Here is a 20715-nt window from a genome sequence, read left to right on the forward strand (position 1 = left end):
GCCCTGGCAAACTCAGGAAGTTCCGGAAAAACCGGCCTGCCTCGCCTTTTCGTTCGCAATCCGCTCAAAAGCTTGTCAAAAATTACCATTGCAGGGAAATTACGTCAATAGTACTGACATAATCTCCCGTTCCCATGGAGAAATGATGACGGATAAAAGCCCAGCTGCCGGAAAACCGATCAGGACCGCGATCACCAGCGAGGACGGCATCGACTTCGCCCTCATCGAACTCTTCTTCTTCGCCTATCGCGACTTCACCTCCGATCCCGATCAGATCCTGGCCGACTACGGCTTCGGCCGCGCCCACCACCGCGTGCTGCACTTCGTCAACCGCCGGCCGGGCCTGACCGTCGCCGAACTGCTCGACGTGCTGAAGATAACCAAGCAGAGCCTGGCGCGTGTGCTGAAGCAATTGATCGACACCGATCACGTCGTGCAGTTGCAAGGCCCGCGCGACCGTCGCCAGCGCGAACTCTATCCGACGGCCAAGGGCCGGGCGCTGGCGCTGGCGCTGGCGCGGCCACAGTCACGCCGCATCCGTGCTGCATTGGAAGATTCCGGCGCCACCGAACGGACCTTGGTGGAACGCTTCCTCGAAGCGATGGTCAATCCGGAACTGAGAGCTCAGATCGACGTTGGGTCCGCAAAAATGTCAGGGAAAAGCCATGGAGAGCACTGAGAGGGTCGACACCGCGGCCGCACCGGATGACGACGCACCGCATCTGCTCGTGGTCGACGACGACACCCGCATTCGCAATCTTCTCAAGCAGTATCTGACCGAAAACGGCTTTCGCGTCACCGTCGCCGGCAATGCCGGCGAGGCCCGCCGCAAGCTCGCCGGCCTCGATTTCGACCTGCTCGTGCTCGACGTGATGATGCCGGGAGAAAGCGGCGTCGATCTCACCAAGGCTCTGCGCGCCGAGAAGAACGTGCCGATCCTGATGCTGACGGCCTTGTCGGAAACCGACAGCCGCATCTCGGGGCTCGAAGCCGGCGCCGACGACTACCTGCCAAAACCCTTCGACCCGCGCGAGCTGATCCTGCGTATCAACAACATCCTGCGCCGGGGCGGCCCGGCGGCGACGCCCAAGGTCGAGCAGCTGGTGTTCGGCCCCTACACCTTCCAGATCGCCAGGCGCGAACTGAAGCGCGGCGGCGAGGCGCTGAAGCTGACCGACCGCGAACAGGAGATCCTGGCGATCTTCGCAGCGCGCGCCGGCGAAACCATCCCCCGCCACGAACTGGTCGGCGATGATTCGGAAGTCGGCGAGCGCACCATCGACGTCCAGATCAACCGGCTGCGCCGCAAGATCGAGCGCGATCCGTCCAATCCGGTCTGGCTGCAGACCGTGCGCGGTATTGGGTATCGGCTCAGCGTGGAATAGCTAGTTCTACAGCGAGAACCGGCAACGGAGTTGACCCAGGTATTCGTCTTGCTTACTCGATGCCGGCGAGCCACCGCACCATGTTCGCCATCATTTTGCCGTAGAGCGGCCACCGAGAAAATCCTGCGACAGCCAATGCGGCCCGATGTCGGTCGCCCAGGCGAGCGTGCGGGCGCGACCGGGGTTGCGAACCGCTAGCAGCGGCCAGTCCGTGCCCCCGATAGTAGCAGGTCGCAAGCAGACGGGATGAACAGTCATTCCTGAAATCCAGCTTGTTCATGCCCAGGATGGGCGGCAACGGCCCCTCCACGCCGGCAAAGATCGGGTGGACGACTGCAGGATGGAGGCGTTGAGGCACGGTGATGCCCTCGGCGGCCAGCGCGGCGTTGAAGGCCGTTGCGCCATTGGTCGAGGTCGCACTTGTCAGCGCGTCGCCGCCAACGGCGTCCAACGTCGTCGCTACGAAGGTTTCACCTGCAAGCAACAGTTTCATTGCCGCTCACACTGTTCGATCAAGAGTTGGGAAAAGAGGCGCCGGTTTCAGCCGGCACCCGCCGTGTCTAGACCTGGAGGATCAGAACTTGAACTCGGCCAGGTTTTCAGGGGTCACGATTTTCGCCGGCCCAAGGATCAATTCGCCGCTGGCCCCGATCGTGTATTCGCCGAGCCTGCCTGCCGTGAACTTCTCACCTTCCTTGCCGGTGATCTTGCATTGCGCAAGCGCCTGGGCTGCTTGATAGGCAAGATAGCCAAGATCGGTGACATTCCACCAGATATCCTGCGCGGCGCCGTCCTTGATGTACTTCGAGATCAGAGTGGCCGGCGCGAGACCGGTCAGCTTGACCTTGCCGATCATGCCGGCTTCCTCGAGTGCACGCGCGGCCGCCGGAAGGCCAATGCCTGCCGGAACGATGATCACCTTGAGATCCGGAAACGCCTGGACCAACGCCAACGCCTGTTGCTGGTTGACCTGTTCGCTCTCTTCGCCATAGGCGACCTGCACCAACTTCATCTTGGCGAACTTCGGCTCGGCCGCCATCTTCGCTTTGATGAAGTCGATCCAGGCGTTCTGGTTGGTCGCCGTGGGTGTCGACGATAGGATTGCGAATTCGCCTTCACCGCCGCTGAGATCGAATGCACTTTCCAGCATCATCTCGGCGAGACTGTCGCCCTTCACCTGGTTCACGAATACCGCGCGGGCATCGGCCGCCACGTCGGAGTCATACGAGATCACCCTGACGCCCTGCTGAACGGCGCGCTTCAGAGCAGGCGCAACGGCATTGGCGTCGTTGCCGGCAATTGCGATGACCCCGACCTTCTGCGACACGAGGCTGTTGATGAATTCGATCTGCGCCTCGGCCGTCGCCTGCGATGGGGCGACCTGGGTAGCAGTGCCGCCAATTTCCTTCGCCGCCTCTTCGGCGCCTCCAAAGGCCACCTTGAAGTAGGGGTCTGTGTCGAGCTTGGGCAGGAAGCCGACCGTCACGGGTTCCTTGGCGCATTCCTGGCTGAAGGCCAGCGAGGCCGGCGCGAGCAGAACCGCGGATGCGATCAGGGCTAATCTAAACGCTTTCATTGTGACTCCTCCGTCAAAAACATCGGGCTTGAAGGAAGGGGCTCGAGATCACCCCTTGGTCTCGCGCAAGACGCGCGATCTGCTGAGCCTCTCCTGTGCGGAGCGCCAGTAATTGCCGACCAGCAGCGAGCCGATCAGAAGCAGGCCGATGATCATACCCTGCGCGTCGCCGCCGACCTGGTTGAGCGCCAGCACGTTTCGGATCACGGCGATCAGGAGCAGTGCCAGCATGACACCGGTCAGGCGGCCCTTGCCGCCAAACACGCTAACGCCGCCGAGCAGCACGATGGTGATGACGTCGAGTTCCATGCCGAGCGCGTTGTTGGCGCGGGCGTTGGAGAGCCGCGCGGTATAGACGATGCCGGCGATGGCCGCGACCACGCCCGAGACGATGAATAGATTCAGGATCATCCGGCGCGTGTTGATGCCGGAATAGCGCGCCACTTCGGGGCTGCCGCCGAGCGCATGGATGCGCTTGCCGCTCGGCGTCTTCTGAAGGATGACGGCAAACACTGGCGCCAGCACCAGGAAAGGCACGATGGTCCACGGTATCTCAGTGCCCGGCAGGTTGTTGATCCCGAAATCGACGACGGCTGGCGGCAGTATGTTGACCGAACCGGTGCCGAGCAGGATGTAGCCAATACCGCGATAGAGCGCCATGGTGCCGAGCGTCACCACCAGCGACTGCAGTCCCAGGCCCGAGACCAGATAGCCGTTGAAGGCGCCGAGCAGGCCGCCGGCCAAGAGCGTCAGCGGGATTGCCGCCAGCGTAGGCACGCCCGCTTGGACGAGCAGGCCGAACACCACGGACGTCAGCGCCAGCACCGAGGCAATCGACAGGTCGATCTCGCGGATGATGATGAGCAGCGTCATCGGCAGGATCAGCAACGCCTTTTCCGAGGCACTCGCCGCCAGCTGCGAGAGATTGAAGCCAGAGACGAAATTCGGCACGAAGATCGCCGCGTAGAGGAAGGCGGCCAGACAAGAGGTCGCCAGCAGCAGGTCCCAGAAATCGATCGAGCGCAGGAACTTGTTCATCGCGCCCTTGCCTGTCTTGCCTGCTCCGCGCGCCGCACGATGAAGGTATCGATGCCGATGGCGACCAGGATCACCAGCCCGTAGACGCCTTGCAGCCACAGCGGGTCGACGCGCACAAGGGTCAGCCCGTTCTTGATGACCAAAAGGGTGAGCGCGCCGAGGATGATGCCGAGCAGTGTGCCCGAACCACCGCGGATGGCGACCCCGCCGACCACCGCCGAAGCGATCACGGAGTTCGAAGCCAAGCGCGACGCGGGCATCGATGGTGGCATAGCGGGAGGCCCACAGCGCCCCGCAAAGGCCACCGAGCAAGCCCGCCATGCCAAAGGCAAGCAGGATGCGGCGGTCGACCGGGATGCCGATGAGCCGCGCGCCGTCGGGGTTGGAGCCGGTAGCAAACAGTTCGCGCCCGACGGAAGTGCGATAGAGCAGGACGTAGCCAGCGCATAAGATGAGAATAGCGATGACGACGATCAGCGGCACGCCGGCGATCTTCAGGCCGGTCATGTCGAGCCAGGCCTGCGTGACCTCGTCCGCACTGACCTGGTCGCCGGCCGCCCAGATCGAGTTGAACCCGCGAAAGATCGACATCGAGGCCAGCGTGACGACGATGGCCGGGATCCTTCCCCGGGTGACGACAAGGCCGTTGATCAGACCGGCGATGCCGCCGACCGCGCATGCGGTCACCAGGCCGATGCCGATGTCGAGCCCGGGATAGGCCTGAACCATGCTGGCGGCCATATAGGCGGAAAGACCGATCACCGCGGCGATCGAAAGGTCGATATTGCGGGTAATCAGCACCAGCATCTGGGCGAGTGCGGCGACGACCAGCAGTGCCGCGTCCATCGACACGGCGGTCAGGTTTGCCGCGCTTACCATGCGCGGGTTGATGATGGTGACCGGAATGGCGACCGCTAGCATCGCGGCGAGCAGCCCGAACTCTCGCCGCTTCAGGAAATCGAGCGTTCCTTTTCTCTTATCCTTGAAGGCGGCACGCTCAGCCTGCGCTGCCGGATCGACGCGCTCGCTGGTCTTCGTCGCCGCTTCCAGCACCCTTTTCTGGGTGGCTTCGCCGCGTGCGAATTCGGCCGTTTGGTGACCTTCGCGCAGGACGACGATGCGGTCGCACATGCCGATCAGTTCGGGCATCTCGGAAGAAATCAGGAGGATCGCCATGCCTTGTGCGGCAAGGGCGGCGATCATGGCATGCACTTCCGCCTTGGTGCCAACATCGATGCCTTGCGTCGGCTCGTCGAGGATGAGTACGCGCGGCTCGGTGCGCAGCCATTTGGCCAGCACCACCTTCTGCTGGTTCCCACCGGACAATTCCTTGACCGGCTGCCCGTAACTGGAGAAGCGCAGCTTCATGCGTTTCAGCCAGTCCGCAACCAGATCGATCGCACGATCCGTGCCGTAAAAACCGGCCGGCGCGGCCTTGTCGAGGACCGGCAGCACCGCATTGTCGAGGATCGAGAAATCCATCACCAAGCTCTGGCCCATACGGTCTTCCGAGACATAGGCGATGTGCGCATCCATGGCGTCACGCGCCGAGGCGAAGCGCACGACTAGGTCGTCGATCAGGATTTCGCCAGCGTCAGGCTGGTCGATGCCGAACAACACGCGCGCGATCTCGGTTCGCCCGCTGCCCACAAGGCCGCCAAGTCCAAGCACCTCCCCGGCGCGGAGCTTCAAATCAATGTTGGAGAAGCCGCCGGCGCGCGAAAGCCCCCTCGCCTCCAGCACCAATGCGCCGGTGGCGTGGTTTCGTTCCGGGTAGAGGTCGGTCACTTCGCGGCCGACCATCATGCTGATGGCCGCGGCGCGACCAAGCTCAGCCTTCGGCTTGACGCCGATAAGGCGTCCGTCCCGCAGCACCGCGATGCGGTCGGCGATGCGGAAGATTTCGTCCATGCGGTGACCTACGAACATCATCGCCACGCCGTGCAGCCTGAGATCGGCAACGACAGTGAACAGCCGCTCGACTTCGCGCTGCGATAGGGCCGCCGTGGGCTCGTCCATGATCAGCACGCGCGCGTCGAGCGATAGCGCGCGGGCGATCTCGACCAATTGCTGCTCGGAGGTGCGCAGCGCGCCTAACCGCATTTCGGCCGGCACGTCGAGACCGACCGTCGCCAACACCTTGCGCGCGCCGGCTATCATGGCGGCGTTGTCGATGCCACCAAAACGGTCGCGCGGCATGTGGCCGAGATAAATGTTTTCCGCGACCGGTAGATCGGGGAACAGGCCGGGATGCTGGTGCATAACCGCGATGCCGGCAGCCTGGGCGTCCTGTGGCGAATGCAGAACAACAGGCTTGCCATCGATCTCGACATGGCCGCCGGTTGGGGCATGCACACCGGCCAGCAGCTTCACGCACGTGCTCTTGCCGGCGCCGTTTTCGCCAAGCAATGCCAGCACCTCGCCGGAGCGCAATTCGAAGGACGCATCCTTGAGGGCGATCGTGCCACCAAAGGCCTTTGTCGCCTGAACCAGGGCGATGGGGACAGCCACGTTCCCATTTGCCGTAGCATCGGCTTGGCCATGTATGCCTGAGTGCAGCACCTCTCCTCCCCAGCAGCTGTTATTTTTTCAATTTGCTATATTAAATGCGCCACGCCCGCAACCAGAAAATTGACTTCCGTTGCCCTGGGAGCCACTGTCGCGTTGCGCACGGGTGCGGATGGGGTGCCACGATCGCAGCAGATTGGGAGCTGCAGGCGGCCAGAGTGGCTTCGCAAGAGATGAATGGAGGCGTCGGTTTTGTCTGGAAAAGGCAGTAATTCCGTCAAGGTTCGGCATTACAACGAGCGATTCGTGCTTGATGCCATTCGCCGACTGAAGGAGGCTTCCAAGTCTGACTTGGCGCGCGCGGCAAACCTGACACCGGCCGCTGTGGCAACCATTGTCGACGGGTTGGAGTCGTCTGGTTTCGTAAAGCAAGTGGGAAAAAGGTTCGGACAGCGCGGTTCTCCTTCCACACTCTACAGGCTTACGCCGGAGCGCATCTACAGCGTCGGCATCAAGATCGGCCGGCGTGCGCTGGAGGCCGTGCTTGTCGACTTTGCCGGCGAGGTCCGCGCGCGCGAGTCGCACGAATACCGGCTTCCGGATCCGGATCTGGTGCTCAGAGCCGGAAATATGTCGCTTGCCAGTTTCGACAAGGTGGTCGCCGGGCTTGGCGATGCCAGCATTGTCGGCGTCGGAATCGCTTCGCCTTATTTCCTCGGCGGCTGGAGCGAGGAGCTAGGCTTTCCCGACGACCTTGGCAGCCGGTGGGAGGCAATCGACCTGACGACATTCTTCGCCTCGAGGCCCAAGACGCCAGTCTTCGTGGAAAACGACGCGTCGTCGGCAGCGTTGGCCGAACTCATCCAGGGGGCCGGCGCGCGGTTCCGCGACTTCATGCATATCTCGATCGACACTTTCGTAGGCGGCGGGCTTGTGCAAGGCGGCAAGGTCCATACCGGCCCGCATGGCAACACGGCTGCGCTTGGCCCGTTGCCGGTCTCTCCTTCAGGCCTCGATTCGGTGGCGGCCAAGCCGGCGCGCTACCAGAGTCTGCTGCACCGCGCCTCCATCTATGTGCTGGTCAATCATCTCAAGTCTCGCGGCATCGAGATCAATCGCGTGCGGGAACTGGATCCGCTGCCGCCTGGGGCGCGCGAGCCGTTGTTCGAATGGGTCGAAGATTGCGCCAACGCGCTGGTTGAGGCGATCATCGCCATCACCTCCGTCATCGACATCGAGGCGATCGTTCTCGACAGCATCCTGCCGCGGCCTATCCATCTCGAGCTACTGGCGAGGGTGCAGACCCAGTTTAACCGGACTAGCGCCCTCGGCATCGTGGCGCCGGAAATCGTGTCGGGACAATTCGGCCCTGAGGCGTCACCGATCGGCGCGGCCATGTTGCCGTTCTCCGCGCTGCTGGCCCCTGACAGCGGCGTGCTGATGATCGGCAAGGACAGAATAATGTTGCTGGGTAGCCTCTCGAGGCTTGCCGCCCAAAGGTAACGAGCAAAATGCTCAGCGGTCTTGTGCGCGAGCTAAATGGACTGGACTGTATGATCGTCACTCCCCATGGTGGTCGCCCGCGGTTCGTCCTGCATGGCCCTGGACGGCGCCAAGCGTCCTGCCGGCCTCGCCACACTTTACGCGGTGCCGAACGTCACCGTCGGGGAGCCAACTCAGCCCTAGTGAGTTTGATAGAATGGCTTATATGAGGTCAAATACCTACCAAACGAAGCGGCGCCGCGCCCAAAGGCATACGCTCCCGCGGTTTGACAATTTAGGGATAGAGCCTTTGTTATCAACGAGCGATGAGCACACGTTTGACAGCCTAACCAGTTGAACTCAAGCGGCTGTTCCAGAACGGCTCAGCGTGGAATAGAATGCCGGCGGCCCAAATGCATGATCCCGAAAAGTGGGAACCGGTTTCGGAAAAGATCATGCTCCAACAAAGAGTTGGATCAGGATGACGATTCAGCCAAACGTCGTCCTGATCCAATACCGCCGAGATGAAAAGAGCCAATGGCGACCACGGAACTGGAACAGCCGGACAATGACGGCTTGAGTGCACGCGCCACACGGTCGCTCAAGGCGGTGCCGCGCATCTGGAACCGGTTCTGGCGCCTCGTTTCGCTTTACATGCCCAAGCGCCTCTATGCGCGCTCGCTGATCATCGTCATCGCGCCGATGATCCTTTTGCAGTCGGTCGTCGCCTTCGATTTCATGGAGCGCCACTGGGCAACCGTGACGCAACGCCTGTCGCAGGCCACGGTGCGCGACATCGCCGCCATGATCGACCTGATCGAGACTTACCCGCACGACGCCGACTACGCCAACATCATCCGCACCGCGCAGGATCGCATGCAGCTGAAGGTCGATCTTCTGCCGCCCGATCCGCTGCCGCCGCCCGGTCCAAAGCCGTTCTTCTCGATCCTCGACGATGTTCTCTCCGCCGAGATTACCCGGCAGATCAACCGCCCGTTCTGGATCGACACTGTCGGCAATTCCAACATCATCGAAGTGCGCGTCCAGCTCGAGAACAAGGTGCTGCGCGTCTTCGTGCGCCGCAGCCAGGCCTATGCCTCCAACACCCACATTTTCCTCATCTGGATGGTCGGCACCTCGCTGGTGCTCCTGATGATCGCCATCCCCTTCCTGCGCAACCAGATCCGGCCGATCCTGGCGCTTGCCGAGGCAGCCGAAAGCTTCGGCAAGGGGCGGCCGATGCCGCGCGATTTCCGCCCGCGGGGGGCCGAAGAGGTTCGCCGCGCCGGCTTTGCCTTCATCCAGATGCGCGAGCGCATCGAGCGCCAAATCGAGCAGCGCACGGCCATGCTGACCGGTGTCAGCCATGATCTCAGGACCATCCTCACCCGCTTCAAGCTGCAGCTGGCGCTGGCCGGCGGCAAGGCCGAGACCAAGGCGGCTCTCGACCAGGACATCGAGGACATGCAGTCGATGCTGGAAGGCTATCTAGCCTTTGCCAAGGGCGAGGCCTCGGAGGACCCGGGACGTTTCGATCTCGAAGCCTATTTTCAGAAGCTTGGCGAAGAAGCGAACTTGCGCAAATGCAGACTGTCGACGACGCTTTTCGGCGATCCGACCGTGCATGTCAGGCCGAACGCCTTTGCGCGGCTGCTGTCCAACGTTATCGGCAATGCCTTCCGCTATGCCCGCACCGTCGAGGTCACCGCCGACCATGGCCGCGGCTCGCTTCTGGTCACCATCGACGATGATGGGCCAGGCATTCCGGCCGACAGGCGCGAAGACGTGTTCAAGCCCTTCGTGCGGCTCGACGAGGCGCGAAACCTCGACGCCAGCGGCACCGGGCTCGGCCTGTCGATCGCCCGCGACATCGCCCGCAGCCATGGCGGCGACATCACGCTCGACAACAGTCCGATGGGTGGCCTGCGCGCGGTGATCAAGGTTCCGGCCTGATTTCTATTTGGCATGATCTTGCCTGAAAACCGCTTTCGACTTTTTGGGATCACGGTCTGCTTCATCCGCCCGTCATGAAACCATGGTCAAGAGCGCGCATGAAGCGCGCGACCGCACTTGATTCGTCCTTGCCGCCTCACTTCCACCCCGTGCCCGTCAGGGTGCGCTGGAGCGAAGCGAGGGCGGCCGCATGGTCGCCGTTCCGGCATCGTTTCAAGGCAACCGCCGACCTCCGGAGCAAAGGGCCGCCATGCGCATAGTGATGGTCACCGACGCCTGGCGCCCGCAGGTTAACGGCGTCGTTCACACGCTGGAGCGGCTCACCGAGACCCTGAAATCCTTCGACGTCGCGGTCGAATTCCTGACCCCCAACATCTTTCGCACCCTGCCCTTGCCGACCTACCCCGACATCCGCCTGGCGCTGACCACGCCCGGCCATGTCGCGCGCCTGATCGACGGCTACAAGGCCGACCACATCCACATCGTCACCGAGGGACCGCTAGGCATCATGGCGCGGCGCCATTGCCGCAATGCCGGCCGGCCGTTCACCACCAGCTACCACACCCGCTTTCCCGAATATCTCAGCGCCCGCCTGCCGGTGCCGGAGAGCTGGGCCTATCGCTGGCTGCGCGATTTCCACAATTCGGGCCAAGGCACGCTGGTCGCCACCCAGTCGCTCGCCGACGATCTCACGGCGCGCGGCTTCAACAAGCTGAGGCCCTGGACGCGCGGCGTCGACACCGAGCATTTCCGGCCCGACAAGCGCAAGGACCTTGGCTTCCCCGGCCCGGTCTTCCTGTGTGTCGGCCGCGTCGCCATCGAAAAGAACCTGCCGGCCTTCCTTGACCTCGACCTGCCCGGCAGCAAGGTGATCGTCGGTGAAGGGCCCGAGCTTGCCAAGCTGAAGGCGAAATATCCGAAGGCGCATTTCCTCGGCCATCGCCCCAATGACGAACTGGCCGAAATCTATGCCTCTGCCGATGTCTTCGTCTTCCCCAGCCGCACCGACACTTTCGGTAATGTCATCATCGAGGCGCTGGCCAGTGGCACGCCGGTCGCCGCCTATCCGGTAACCGGACCCATCGACATCGTTGGTGATGGTGTCGGCGGTGCTGTTTCCACCGATTTGCGCGAGGCCGCGCTTGCCGCGCTCGACGTCAGCCGCGACCAGGCCCGCGAGCGTGCCATGCGCTACAGCTGGAAGGCCTGCGCGGAAATGTTCCTCGACGCGGTCGAGGGAGCACTGGGAACGACGCGCAAGCTGGCGGCTTGATCCGATAGGCCGGCGGCAGTGCCAAGGAACGAGGCGGTATTCTGTTTGGCCTCGGAACGCCTAGAACAGCCTGCCGCCATCCGGCACCTTGCGTTCGATGGCGCCCAACACCACGGCGCCCTCTTCATCAGGAAAGCCGAGCGTCAGCACTTCCGACATGAACGGCCCGATTTGGCGAGGCGGAAAATTGACCACCGCGAACACCTGGCGGCCGATCAAGGTCTCGGGCGTATAATATTTAGTGATCTGCGCCGAGGACTTTTTCACTCCGATCCCAGGCCCAAAATCGATCTTCAGCTTGAAGGCCGGCTTGCGCGCCTCCGGAAACGGTTCGGCCTCGACGATCGTGCCGGCACGGATGTCGACACGAACGGAATCGGCGAAGCTGATTTCAGGCTTGCGCTCGTTGTTTGAACTCATGTCGAACGCTTCTGCTCAGGCGTTGCCGAAGGTCTCGAACAGCACGCCGGCCAGCGCGTCCTTGGCCGAGGTTCCCGACCAGACGACGAATTGGAAAGCCTGGAAATAGCACTCGCAGGCTTCCAGCGCCGAGGACAACAGCACTTCGACCTGCTGGCTCGATGGTTCGACCCCGCCGGCGAGCAGCAGCGACTGGCGGAACATGATCGCGCCTTCTTGCTCCCAGAGGTCGAAATGGCCGAACAGCATCTGTTCGTTGATCAGCGACAACAGCCGCATCACTTCCAGCGTGCGGGCTTCCGGCACCTTGATGTCGAAGGCGCAGGCAAGGTGCAGCGCTTCGAAATCCTCCATCCACGAGAAGGAGACGTGATAGTCGGTCCAGCTGCCGGCAACCGAGATCGAGATTTCGTCATCGCCGGCCCGTTCGAAGGACCAGTCATTGTTGTGGGCCACCTGCTCAATCACATCCACCGGATGGATTTCGCGGGAAAATTCGAGTTCGAGAAGTTCCATGGAATGCTTCCTGTGTTCAGGGGGAGCGCCACACGCTCCGCGGGGCACACACGACGAACAATCTTGTCTAGAACTCGGACGGCCGGGACTTATCAACGCAAAGACCCCAGACCGAACCCCACCGCCCGGTTGCATAACCCTGCTCCGAATCATGCAACAAATTCAGTCTATTGATCGGGAGTCGCGTGAACAGCCCAATTTTTCGCACTGCGTCATTCGCATGTGGAAAGGTGCCTGTCACAAAGAGTCACGCAATGCCGGTAAGCGATTCACGGCAAAGCGATTTTCAGGCTGGTGCTTTGTGGAAAAGTTTAACGAATTATTTTTTCGGCTTGGGCTTCGCCGGAGCCGCGGGTGTGGCCTGACCGGTCAGCTCGGCGATCCTGGCCTCGAGCGTCTCGATGCGCGAGGCGAGCCTGCCGTTTTCTTCCCTCGCCTTGGCGGCCATCTCGCGCGCGGCCTCGAACTCCTCGCGCTGCACGACATCCATGGAGTTGAGGATGCGTTCCGCCTGGCCCTTGAAGGCCGTCTCCACCTCGCGCCGCACACCTTGAGCGGCACCGGCGGCATCGGTCATCAGCTTGGCGAATTCGTCGAGAATGCGGTTCGGTCCGGTCGACATGGCAAATCCTCGCTTGCTTGATTTGAATTAGTGACGTGGCGCGACGAATGCAAGAACGTTGGGGCCCGATGCGGCCTCCGCGTTGCTATGGCGCACCGCCCGCATGATGGGCGCGGGTCCTGCAGGAGCCTCTCCAACGGCTCCGAAGCTGTACTTGATGGTGGCAAGTCGCCTATTGTAAGGCCCTCGTCTCCCTTCAGGCACGTTTCAATCAGGATAAGCAATGGCAACGCCCCCGCGCAGACCGACAAATCCGATGGAAGCCGCCGAAGCTGTGTTCAAGCCGATCAAGAAACCGGCAGCGACCCCGCCTCGCGAACCCTCCACCGCCCCGAATGTCCGCGAGCTTGTCTCGATCAGGATCGACCGGGCCGTGCTTGATCATTTCCAGGAAGATGGTCCCGGCTGGCAAGACAGGATCAACGACGCCTTGCGCGAAGTGGTGGCCGCCAAGCCCAGGGGGTGAGCACGCCCAACCCCGGCGACGAAGCTGGACCCGAATCTGTTCCCGGACCCGAATCTGTTCCCGGACCATTGACGTCCGTGACCTTGCCTTGACCCTGCCAAAACCCTGCCGCATGGTCCGCGCCGATCGCAACCGAGAGCTCCCCGTTGAACGAATATTTCCTGCTGCCGCTGGCTTCGCTGCCTTTTCCCAATATCAACCCGATTCTCGTCCAGATCGGGCCGCTGGCGGTGCACTGGTACGGCATCGGTTACATCGTCGGCATCCTGTTTGCCTGGTGGTATGCCAAGCGGCTCTCCGCCAATCCTAAACTCTGGCCCGACGGCGTCCTGCCGATGAAGCCTGAGGATCTCGACGATTTCATCGTCTGGGCGGCCATTGGCGTGGTTCTGGGCGGCCGCACCGGTTATGTCCTGTTCTACGACCTGGCGCGCTACATCGCCCATCCGCTCGACATCTTCGCCGTCTGGCAAGGCGGCATGTCCTTCCATGGCGGCCTGCTCGGCGTCATCCTCGCCATGACGCTGTTTTCCATAAAGCGCGGCATCCGCACATGGTCGCTGTTCGATGTCGTGGCAGCTGGCGTGCCGGTCGGTCTCGGTCTCGTGCGCGTCGCCAACTTCATCAACTCCGAGCTCTGGGGGCGGCCCACCGATGTGCCCTGGGCGATCGAATTCCCCAATGGCGGTCCGTTCACCCGCCATCCGACCCAGCTCTACGAGGCTTTGCTCGAAGGGCTGGTGCTGTTTGTCGTGCTGCGCATTCTTACCCATTCGCGCTTCAAGCTGAAGACACCGCGCTTTGTCGGCGGCGCCTTCATCTGCGGCTACGGCCTGTCACGAATTTTCGTGGAGTTCTTCCGCGAGCCCGACCAGCAGCTCGGCTATCTCCTCGGCACCAACTGGCTGACCATGGGCATGATCCTGTCGACGCCGATGGTGCTGGCCGGCATCTGGGCGATGGCGACGGCCAAGCCGGTGACGCAAGCGCAGCCGCGGGCGACATGACGCGGCTGAAGGCTCGTATCGTCAAGCTGATCGAGGCGGTGGGTCCGATGCCCGTCAACGAATACATGGCGCTGTGCCTGTTCGATCCGCGCGATGGCTATTACACGACACGCGAGCCGTTCGGCGCGGCCGGCGATTTTATCACCGCACCGGAGATCAGCCAGATGTTCGGCGAGCTCGTCGCCGTCTGGCTTTACCAGGCTTGGGCAGCGATCGGCCGGCCGATGCCGGTCACTGTCGCCGAGATCGGCCCCGGCCGTGGCACTTTGATGAAGGACATGCTGCGCACTCTGTCGCGGCTCGATCCGGCCTTGGCCAATGGCGCCGTCTTCGCCATGATCGAGAGCAGTCCGCGCTTGACCGATATCCAGAAGCAGACGCTTGGAGCGACACCCTTCGTGATAGGCTGGCATGAAACGATCGAGACCCTGCCCCGTCAACCGCTGTTGATCGTCGGCAACGAATTGTTCGATGCCCTGCCCATCCGCCAGTTCGTCCGCGCCGGCGCCGAGTGGCGCGAGCGCATGGTCGGCCTGGACGACGCGGCCAATCTTTGCTTCTTCGCCGGCGCCGGCTCGGTCGACCCGACGCTGCTGCCCAGGGATGCGGCCGACGCGCCGCAAGGCGCGATCGTCGAAATCGCACCTGCCCGCACCGCCCTGATGGCGGCGATCGCCGAGCGCATGGCCGCTCATGGCGGCGCCGGGCTATTCCTCGACTACGGCCATCTGCGGCCCGGTGTCGGCGACACGCTGCAGGCCCTGCGCCGGCACAATCACGAAGGTGTGCTGGCCAATCCTGGCGAGGCCGACCTTACCTCCCATGTCGATTTCGCCGCTCTTGCAGCGATTGCGCGCGCGCATGGTTTCGATGCCCATCTGTCGACGCAGGGCAATTTCCTGCTCGGCATGGGCATTCTGGAGCGCGCCGGCCAGCTGGGCGCCGATGCCGGCCAGGCGGCACGCGACAAGATATCGGATGCCGTCGAACGGCTCGCCGGGCCGCAAGCGATGGGCGAACTCTTCAAGGTCCTCGCCGTCGTCCCACGCGCCGTCCCCGTCAGGCCCTTCGCCACGGCGGATTGACTTTTCGTCGCTACCCCTCCCAATCTCCCGTCCGGTAAAAGAGCCGCCGGACTGCCGGCGCTTTTCCTTGACGAAACCGCCCACACGGACAACAACGCCCGCATGCTCAATCAGACCAAACCGGATCCCGTTCGGTCGCCGCTGCTGGACAAGGCGCAGGCACAAGGCATCCGCCACGGCTATTTCACCCGCATCGGCGGCGTCTCCGCGGGCATCTACCGCGGCCTCAACATCGGCACCGGGTCGGATGACGACCAGGCTCTGGTGACCGAGAACCGCGCCCGTGTCGCCGCCTGGATGGGGGTGCCCGCAAATCATCTGCTGACCGCCTGGCAGGTCCATTCGCCCGACGTCATTGTCGCCAGGGAACCCTTTGCCGGCGAGCGGCCGAAGGCCGACGCCATTGTCACGGACCGGCCGGGCATTGCCATCGGCGCCTCGACCGCCGATTGCGGTCCGGTTCTGTTCGCGGATGCCGGCGCGCGCATCATCGGCGCGGCGCATGCCGGCTGGAAAGGCGCTTTCACCGGCGTGCTCGAAAACACCATTGCCGCCATGGAGAGCCTCGGCGCCCGGCGCGAAAACATCGTCGCCGTGCTTGGCCCTTCGATTGGTCCCGCAAATTACGAGGTCGGGCCCGAATTCGTCGCCCGCTTCGTCGGGGCCGATGCGGAAAATATCGGTTATTTCGTACCTTCGGCCCATGCCGGCCACGCCATGTTCGACCTCAACCGCTACACGATCGACAGGCTGGCCAGGGCCGGCGTGACGGCCGATGGCCTTGGCCGCTGCACCTATGCCGAGGAAGATCTGTTTTACTCNAATATCGGTTATTTCGTACCTTCGGCCCATGCCGGCCACGCCATGTTCGACCTCAACCGCTACACGATCGACCGGCTGGCCAGGGCCGGCGTGACGGCCGATGGCCTTGGCCGCTGCACCTATGCCGAGGAAGATCTGTTTTACTCCTACCGGCGCACCACGCACCGCGGGGAGCCCGATTATGGCCGGCAGGTTTCGGCAATCGTTTTGGAGAAGGTATAATGGCGCTGCATTTTGAACGATCCGAATTCGACGCGCGGCGCGACCGGCTGATGATCGAGATGGCCGAGAAGAAGCTCGACGCCATCCTGCTGTTCGCCCAGGAAAGCATGTACTGGCTCACCGGCTACGACACGTTCGGCTTCTGCTTCTTCCAGTGCCTGGTGGTCAAGGCCGACGGCTCGATGGTGCTGCTGACCCGTTCGGCCGATCTGCGCCAGGCGCGCCAAACCTCGATCATCGACAACATCGTGCTGTGGACCGACCGCGACGGCGCCAATCCCGCGGTCGACCTGCGCAACCTGCTCAACGAACTCGACCTGCTCGGCGCCCGCATCGGGGTCGAATACGACACTCACGGCCTGACCGCCTATAATGGCCGCCGCCTGGACGAGCAGTTGCAGACCTTCGGCCAGATCGCCGATGCCTCCGGCATCGTCGGGAGGCTGCGCCTGTTCAAGAGCCCGGCCGAGGTCGCCAAGGCTGAAAAGGCGGCCAATCTCTCCGACGACGCGCTGGACGCGGCCCTGCCGTTGATCAAGCAGGGCGGCGACGAGGCGCTGATCCTGGCCGCCATGCAGGGCGCGGTCTTCGCCGGCGGCGGCGACTATCCGGCCAACGAATTCATCATCGGCTCCGGCGTCGATGCGCTGCTGTGCCGCTACAAGGCCGGCCGCCGCAAGCTCACCAAGAACGACCAGTTGACGCTCGAATGGGCCGGCGTCTTCCATCACTATCATGCGCCGATGATGCGCACGGTGCTGACCGGCAAGGTCTCCAAGCGTCATCAGGAACTGTTCGACGCCGCACGCGCGGCACTTCTGGCCGTCGAAAAGGCGATGACGCCCGCAAACACCTTCGGCGACGTGTTCGATGCCCACGCCCGCACCATGGAAGCGCACGGGCTGACCAAGCACCGGCTGAACGCCTGCGGCTATTCGGTCGGCGCCCGCTTCACGCCGTCCTGGATGGACATGCCGATGTTCTACCAGGGCAATCCCGAGCCGATCGCGCCGAACATGACGCTGTTTGCCCACATGATCATCATGGACTCCGAGACCGAGACGGCAATGACGCTTGGCCGCACCTACCTGACCACCGAATCCCAGCCGAAGCCGCTGTCCCGCCATGATCTCGACTTGATCGTGCAGTGAATCCATAATGGAGGCGTTCTTCGCCAAGGAGTTAGAAGGCAAATGAGACGATCGCATGTGACGACCGTGTCATTGCTTGTGGCATTGGCTTTGACCGCCTGCACCAACGCAAAGGACGTCCTCGAACCTTCCGCCATCACCCCGCCGGCCGCATCGGCGCAGCCCGCACCGGCCACGCAAGGCAGCGCTGCTGCCACCGTTCCCGCCCCGGCGCCATCCACGGCCGCGACGGCCACCACGACAGCGGGTGCGCCCGCGCCCGTCACTTCGGCCCAGGCCGCCGCCATCCTGTCGAAGACCCGACTGCAGATCGCGCCGATCGTCGGCGCTTCGGTGGAAGCCGCCACGCCGCTGACGGCGGAACTGCAGACACGCGCCAGGCAGCGCGGCATCACGCTGGCCGGCAGCCAGGACCAGACCGCGACCCATGTGCTCAAGGGCTACTTCTCGGCGATGACGGAGGGCAAGGACACCACGGTCATCTATGTCTGGGATGTCTACGACCCCTCCGGCAACCGGCTGCACCGCATCAACGGCCAGATGAAAGCGCCTTCCGCCGGTTCCGGCGACAGCGCGGGCGCCGACAGCTGGAAGTCGGTCTCGCCAGCCACCATGCGGGCGATCGCCGACCAGACGATCGATCAATTTGCGGCCTTTCTCAGCGGCAAGGGGAGCTGAGGTGTTGCCAGCCGGTGATGGCGAACAGCTTTCTTAGGCTTAGCCGGCGGATTCACGATGTCGGCGCTTGCAATAGCCGCGCGGGCCGCTAAAAGCCCGGTTAAAAGGTGCGGGAGAGTCCGTCAGGCCTCTCCGTCCTCCACCAGGAACGGTGCATGAAACTCTTCGCGGGCAATTCCAACAGGGTGCTGGCCGAAGCGGTCGCCCGCTATCTCAACGTCCCGCTGGGCAAGGCCAGTGTCAGGCGCTTCGCCGACCAGGAAATCTTCGTCGAGATCCAGGAAAATGTGCGCGGCGAGGATGTGTTCATCCTGCAGTCGACCTCGTTCCCGACCAACGATCACTTGATGGAACTGCTCATCATGATCGACGCCTTCATGCGCTCATCGGCCAAGCGCATCACGGCGGTTATTCCCTATTTCGGCTACGCCAGGCAGGATCGCCGCGCTTCCGGGCGCACGCCGATTTCTGCCAAGCTGGTCGCCAACATGATCACCCGTGCAGGTGTCGACCGGGTTTTGACGCTGGATCTCCATGCCGGCCAGATCCAGGGCTTTTTCGACATCCCCACCGACAATCTGTTCTCGGTGCCGGTGATGGCCCGCGACGTCAAGGCGAAGTACAAGCAACTCGGCAATGTCGTCGTCGTGTCGCCCGATATTGGTGGCGTGGTGCGTGCGCGTGCGCTTGCCAAGCGCTTCGACGCGCAACTCGCCATTGTCGATAAGCGCCGTGAGCGTCCCGGCGAATCGGAAGTCATGAACATCATCGGCGCGGTCGCCGGCAAGGATTGTCTTTTGATCGACGACATCGTCGATTCCGGCGGCACGCTGTGCAACGCCGCCGACGCGCTGCTGGCCAACGGCGCGACCAGCGTCACCGCCTATATCACCCACGGCGTGCTGTCGGGCGGCGCGGTCGCTCGCATCAGCAGCTCGAAGCTGCAGGAACTGGTGATCACCGATTCCATCCAGCCCACGCAAGGCGTGCTCGACGCGCCCAACATCCGCGTCATTTCGATCGCCGACCTGATGGGCGAAGCCATTTCGCGCACAGCGACCGAGGAATCGGTCTCGAGCCTGTTCGACTGAAATCCAGTTACCCCTGCGGCCGGGCTACTCCCGCGGCACGGCCGATGGCGTCGGCGCCTCCAACCGGGCCGGGGCTCGGCGCATGCCTTCGCCGGCATCACGCGCGCCGCGCATATAGCCGCGCGGCGAGGAGCCGAGCATGCGCTTGAACATCGTGATGAAGGCCGGCACGCTGTCATAGCCGAGATCGAGCGCCACCCGCGTGATCGGCTCCCCCCCCCCCCCCCCCCCCCCNCTCGCCATCGGCGAGCCTCGGCAGCGCCGCGAACAGGCAGGCCTGCTGGCGCCATGTCGACAGGGACAGGCCGGTCTGCCGCTGGAAGGCGCGCGTGAAGGAGCGCCGGCTCATGCCGACGGTATCGGCCCATTCATCGATCGTCGCATGCGGTGAGGGTGCGGCGACGAAACGCCGGCAGAGCGCCGCCAGTTTGGGATCCGACGGGAACGGCAGGCCGAGCGGCCGCTCCGGCAATTGCGGGATCTCGTGCAGGAGCAGGTTCATGATCAGGCCACCGCGCCCTTCCAGTTCGCCGCCTTGCGGCAGCTTCTCGGATTCCACGATAAGACTGTGCATCAGGTCGGTGACGCCGACGACGCGCATGCCCTCCGGCAAGCCTGGAATCGCCTTCGGCATGACATAGACCGAGCGCATCGAGACGTCGCCGAGCATCTCGACGGAATGTTCGATGCCGGCCGGAATCCACATCGCATGGTCCGGCGGCACCATCCAGCGCCCATGCCGCGTCGTCACCAGCACGACGCCGACCAGCGCATGCAGCAACTGGCTGCGGCTGTGGTGGTGGTGAGGCACGTGGTAGCCATCCGGATATTCGGTCGGCAACACCACCGCCGGCCCGACCGCCTGCTCGAGCCACTGCCAGCGCAGCCCGTGCAATTGCTCGAGGTCGGTGTGGCCGGCGCCGAAAATTTCCCTGGTTTTTGGCATTCGGTATGGCCCACTTGCGAAACTATTGGACCAAACCACGAAAGAAGTCGCCTGGCAACCGGACTATAAGGCTGCCTGCGGGAAGCGCCCGCCACGTCGCCTGTGGGAACGACCCGCCAAAAAGACTACGGAGCCTATCTTGACCGATACGACAGCCACCAGGGTCGCGCCGCCTGCGACCGCCAGTCACGCGTCAGCCCAGGCGACGGCCTTCACCGTCATCCTGGCGGTGAGCCTCTGCCACTCCATCAACGACATCATGCAGTCGCTGCTATCGGCCATCTATCCGCTTCTGAAAGACAATTACGGCCTCGACTTCTGGCAGATCGGGCTGTTGACCTTCACCTTCCAGGTAACGGCATCCCTGCTGCAGCCGATCATCGGCGCGGTCACCGACAAGCGGCCGATGCCTTACTCGCTGCCCTGGGGCATGGCATCCTCGCTGATCGGCCTGGTCGTGCTGGCTTATGCCGG

18 protein-coding genes and 1 pseudogene are annotated in these 20715 nt (G+C 63.3%); 12 read left to right on the forward strand and 7 right to left on the reverse strand.

The features are described from left to right. The first annotated feature begins 145 nt into the window (after window positions 1-145). Both X742_RS165515 and X742_RS165510 read left to right on the forward strand, forming a co-directional pair. Window positions 146-679 carry a MarR family transcriptional regulator gene (locus tag X742_RS165515; protein WP_023770264.1) on the forward strand — a complete coding sequence of 178 codons (534 nt, stop codon included), beginning with the start codon at window positions 146-148 and terminating at the stop codon, window positions 677-679. After that, a complete protein-coding gene (locus X742_RS165510) occupies window positions 666-1385 on the forward strand; it encodes a response regulator transcription factor (protein ID WP_023770265.1) in 720 nt (239 codons plus the stop codon). Before X742_RS165515 ends, X742_RS165510 begins: the two co-directional genes overlap by 14 nt. Before the next feature lie 52 nt (window positions 1386-1437). On the opposite strand, the gene X742_RS1000000175450 is transcribed toward X742_RS165510, so the two are convergent. The 3 genes from X742_RS1000000175450 to X742_RS1000000171445 all read right to left on the reverse strand — a co-directional run bounded on the left by X742_RS1000000175450 (window position 1438) and on the right by X742_RS1000000171445 (window position 6510). Further along, window positions 1438-1878, reverse strand: coding sequence for a glutamine amidotransferase (locus X742_RS1000000175450; RefSeq protein WP_023770266.1), 441 nt, complete (start codon window positions 1876-1878; stop codon window positions 1438-1440). 81 nt (window positions 1879-1959) lie between these two features. Continuing rightward, a complete protein-coding gene (locus X742_RS165505; RefSeq protein WP_023770267.1) occupies window positions 1960-2961 on the reverse strand; it encodes a rhamnose ABC transporter substrate-binding protein in 1002 nt (333 codons plus the stop codon). Between the two features lie 48 nt (window positions 2962-3009). Next, window positions 3010-6510: an ATP-binding cassette domain-containing protein gene (locus tag X742_RS1000000171445; RefSeq protein ID WP_051407593.1), complete on the reverse strand. Its 3501-nt coding sequence runs from the start codon at window positions 6508-6510 to the stop codon at window positions 3010-3012. A 303-nt stretch (window positions 6511-6813) separates the two neighbouring features. On the opposite strand from X742_RS1000000171445, the gene X742_RS165500 reads away from it, so the two are divergent. The 3 genes from X742_RS165500 (at window position 6814) to X742_RS165490 (ending at window position 11215) form a co-directional block, all read left to right on the forward strand. Then, window positions 6814-8010: an ROK family transcriptional regulator gene (locus X742_RS165500; protein ID WP_245275482.1), complete on the forward strand. Its 1197-nt coding sequence runs from the start codon at window positions 6814-6816 to the stop codon at window positions 8008-8010. A gap of 516 nt (window positions 8011-8526) precedes the next feature. Further along, window positions 8527-9942 carry an ATP-binding protein gene (locus X742_RS165495; protein WP_023770270.1) on the forward strand — a complete coding sequence of 472 codons (1416 nt, stop codon included), beginning with the start codon at window positions 8527-8529 and terminating at the stop codon, window positions 9940-9942. 250 nt (window positions 9943-10192) lie between these two features. Next, complete coding sequence (locus X742_RS165490; RefSeq protein WP_023770271.1) at window positions 10193-11215, forward strand: glycosyltransferase family 1 protein; 1023 nt, start codon at window positions 10193-10195, stop codon at window positions 11213-11215. Between the two features lie 60 nt (window positions 11216-11275). Here the strand turns inward: X742_RS165490 and X742_RS165485 are convergent, their stop codons facing one another. The 3 genes from X742_RS165485 to X742_RS165475 all read right to left on the reverse strand — a co-directional run bounded on the left by X742_RS165485 (window position 11276) and on the right by X742_RS165475 (window position 12773). Further along, window positions 11276-11635, reverse strand: coding sequence for a tRNA-binding protein (locus X742_RS165485; RefSeq protein ID WP_023770272.1), 360 nt, complete (start codon window positions 11633-11635; stop codon window positions 11276-11278). 15 nt (window positions 11636-11650) lie between these two features. Beyond that, a complete protein-coding gene (locus X742_RS165480) occupies window positions 11651-12151 on the reverse strand; it encodes a YbjN domain-containing protein (protein WP_015316098.1) in 501 nt (166 codons plus the stop codon). A gap of 319 nt (window positions 12152-12470) precedes the next feature. Beyond that, window positions 12471-12773, reverse strand: coding sequence for an accessory factor UbiK family protein (locus X742_RS165475; protein ID WP_015316097.1), 303 nt, complete (start codon window positions 12771-12773; stop codon window positions 12471-12473). A gap of 223 nt (window positions 12774-12996) precedes the next feature. Between X742_RS165475 and X742_RS165470 the strand changes: the two genes are divergently transcribed. The 7 genes from X742_RS165470 (at window position 12997) to X742_RS165440 (ending at window position 19295) form a co-directional block, all read left to right on the forward strand. Continuing rightward, window positions 12997-13239, forward strand: coding sequence for a BrnA antitoxin family protein (locus tag X742_RS165470; protein WP_023770273.1), 243 nt, complete (start codon window positions 12997-12999; stop codon window positions 13237-13239). Between the two features lie 146 nt (window positions 13240-13385). After that, complete coding sequence (gene lgt / locus X742_RS165465; protein WP_023770274.1) at window positions 13386-14246, forward strand: prolipoprotein diacylglyceryl transferase; 861 nt, start codon at window positions 13386-13388, stop codon at window positions 14244-14246. After that, entirely contained in the window at window positions 14243-15331 is a 1089-nt protein-coding gene (locus X742_RS165460; RefSeq protein ID WP_023770275.1) for a class I SAM-dependent methyltransferase, read from the forward strand. The genes lgt and X742_RS165460 overlap by 4 nt, the downstream gene beginning before the upstream one ends. Before the next feature lie 102 nt (window positions 15332-15433). Further along, window positions 15434-16375: a peptidoglycan editing factor PgeF gene (gene pgeF / locus X742_RS165455; RefSeq protein ID WP_023770276.1), complete on the forward strand. Its 942-nt coding sequence runs from the start codon at window positions 15434-15436 to the stop codon at window positions 16373-16375. Further along, on the forward strand, window positions 16375-17526 hold the full coding sequence (locus X742_RS165450; protein ID WP_023770277.1) for a Xaa-Pro peptidase family protein: 1152 nt from the start codon (window positions 16375-16377) through the stop codon (window positions 17524-17526). Before pgeF ends, X742_RS165450 begins: the two co-directional genes overlap by 1 nt. Before the next feature lie 42 nt (window positions 17527-17568). Next, window positions 17569-18204 carry a hypothetical protein gene (locus X742_RS165445; RefSeq protein WP_023770278.1) on the forward strand — a complete coding sequence of 212 codons (636 nt, stop codon included), beginning with the start codon at window positions 17569-17571 and terminating at the stop codon, window positions 18202-18204. Between the two features lie 155 nt (window positions 18205-18359). After that, the gene (locus X742_RS165440; protein ID WP_023770279.1) at window positions 18360-19295 is read left to right on the forward strand and encodes a ribose-phosphate pyrophosphokinase; all 936 of its coding nucleotides are present in this window, start codon (window positions 18360-18362) and stop codon (window positions 19293-19295) included. Between the two features lie 24 nt (window positions 19296-19319). Here X742_RS165440 and X742_RS01000000169590 read toward each other — a convergent pair. Continuing rightward, a pseudogene (locus X742_RS01000000169590) lies at window positions 19320-20241 on the reverse strand (helix-turn-helix transcriptional regulator). Between the last annotated feature and the right edge of the window lie 474 nt (window positions 20242-20715).

The sequence above is a fragment of the Mesorhizobium sp. LNHC229A00 genome (assembly GCF_000502415.1).
Lineage (GTDB): Bacteria > Pseudomonadota > Alphaproteobacteria > Rhizobiales > Rhizobiaceae > Mesorhizobium.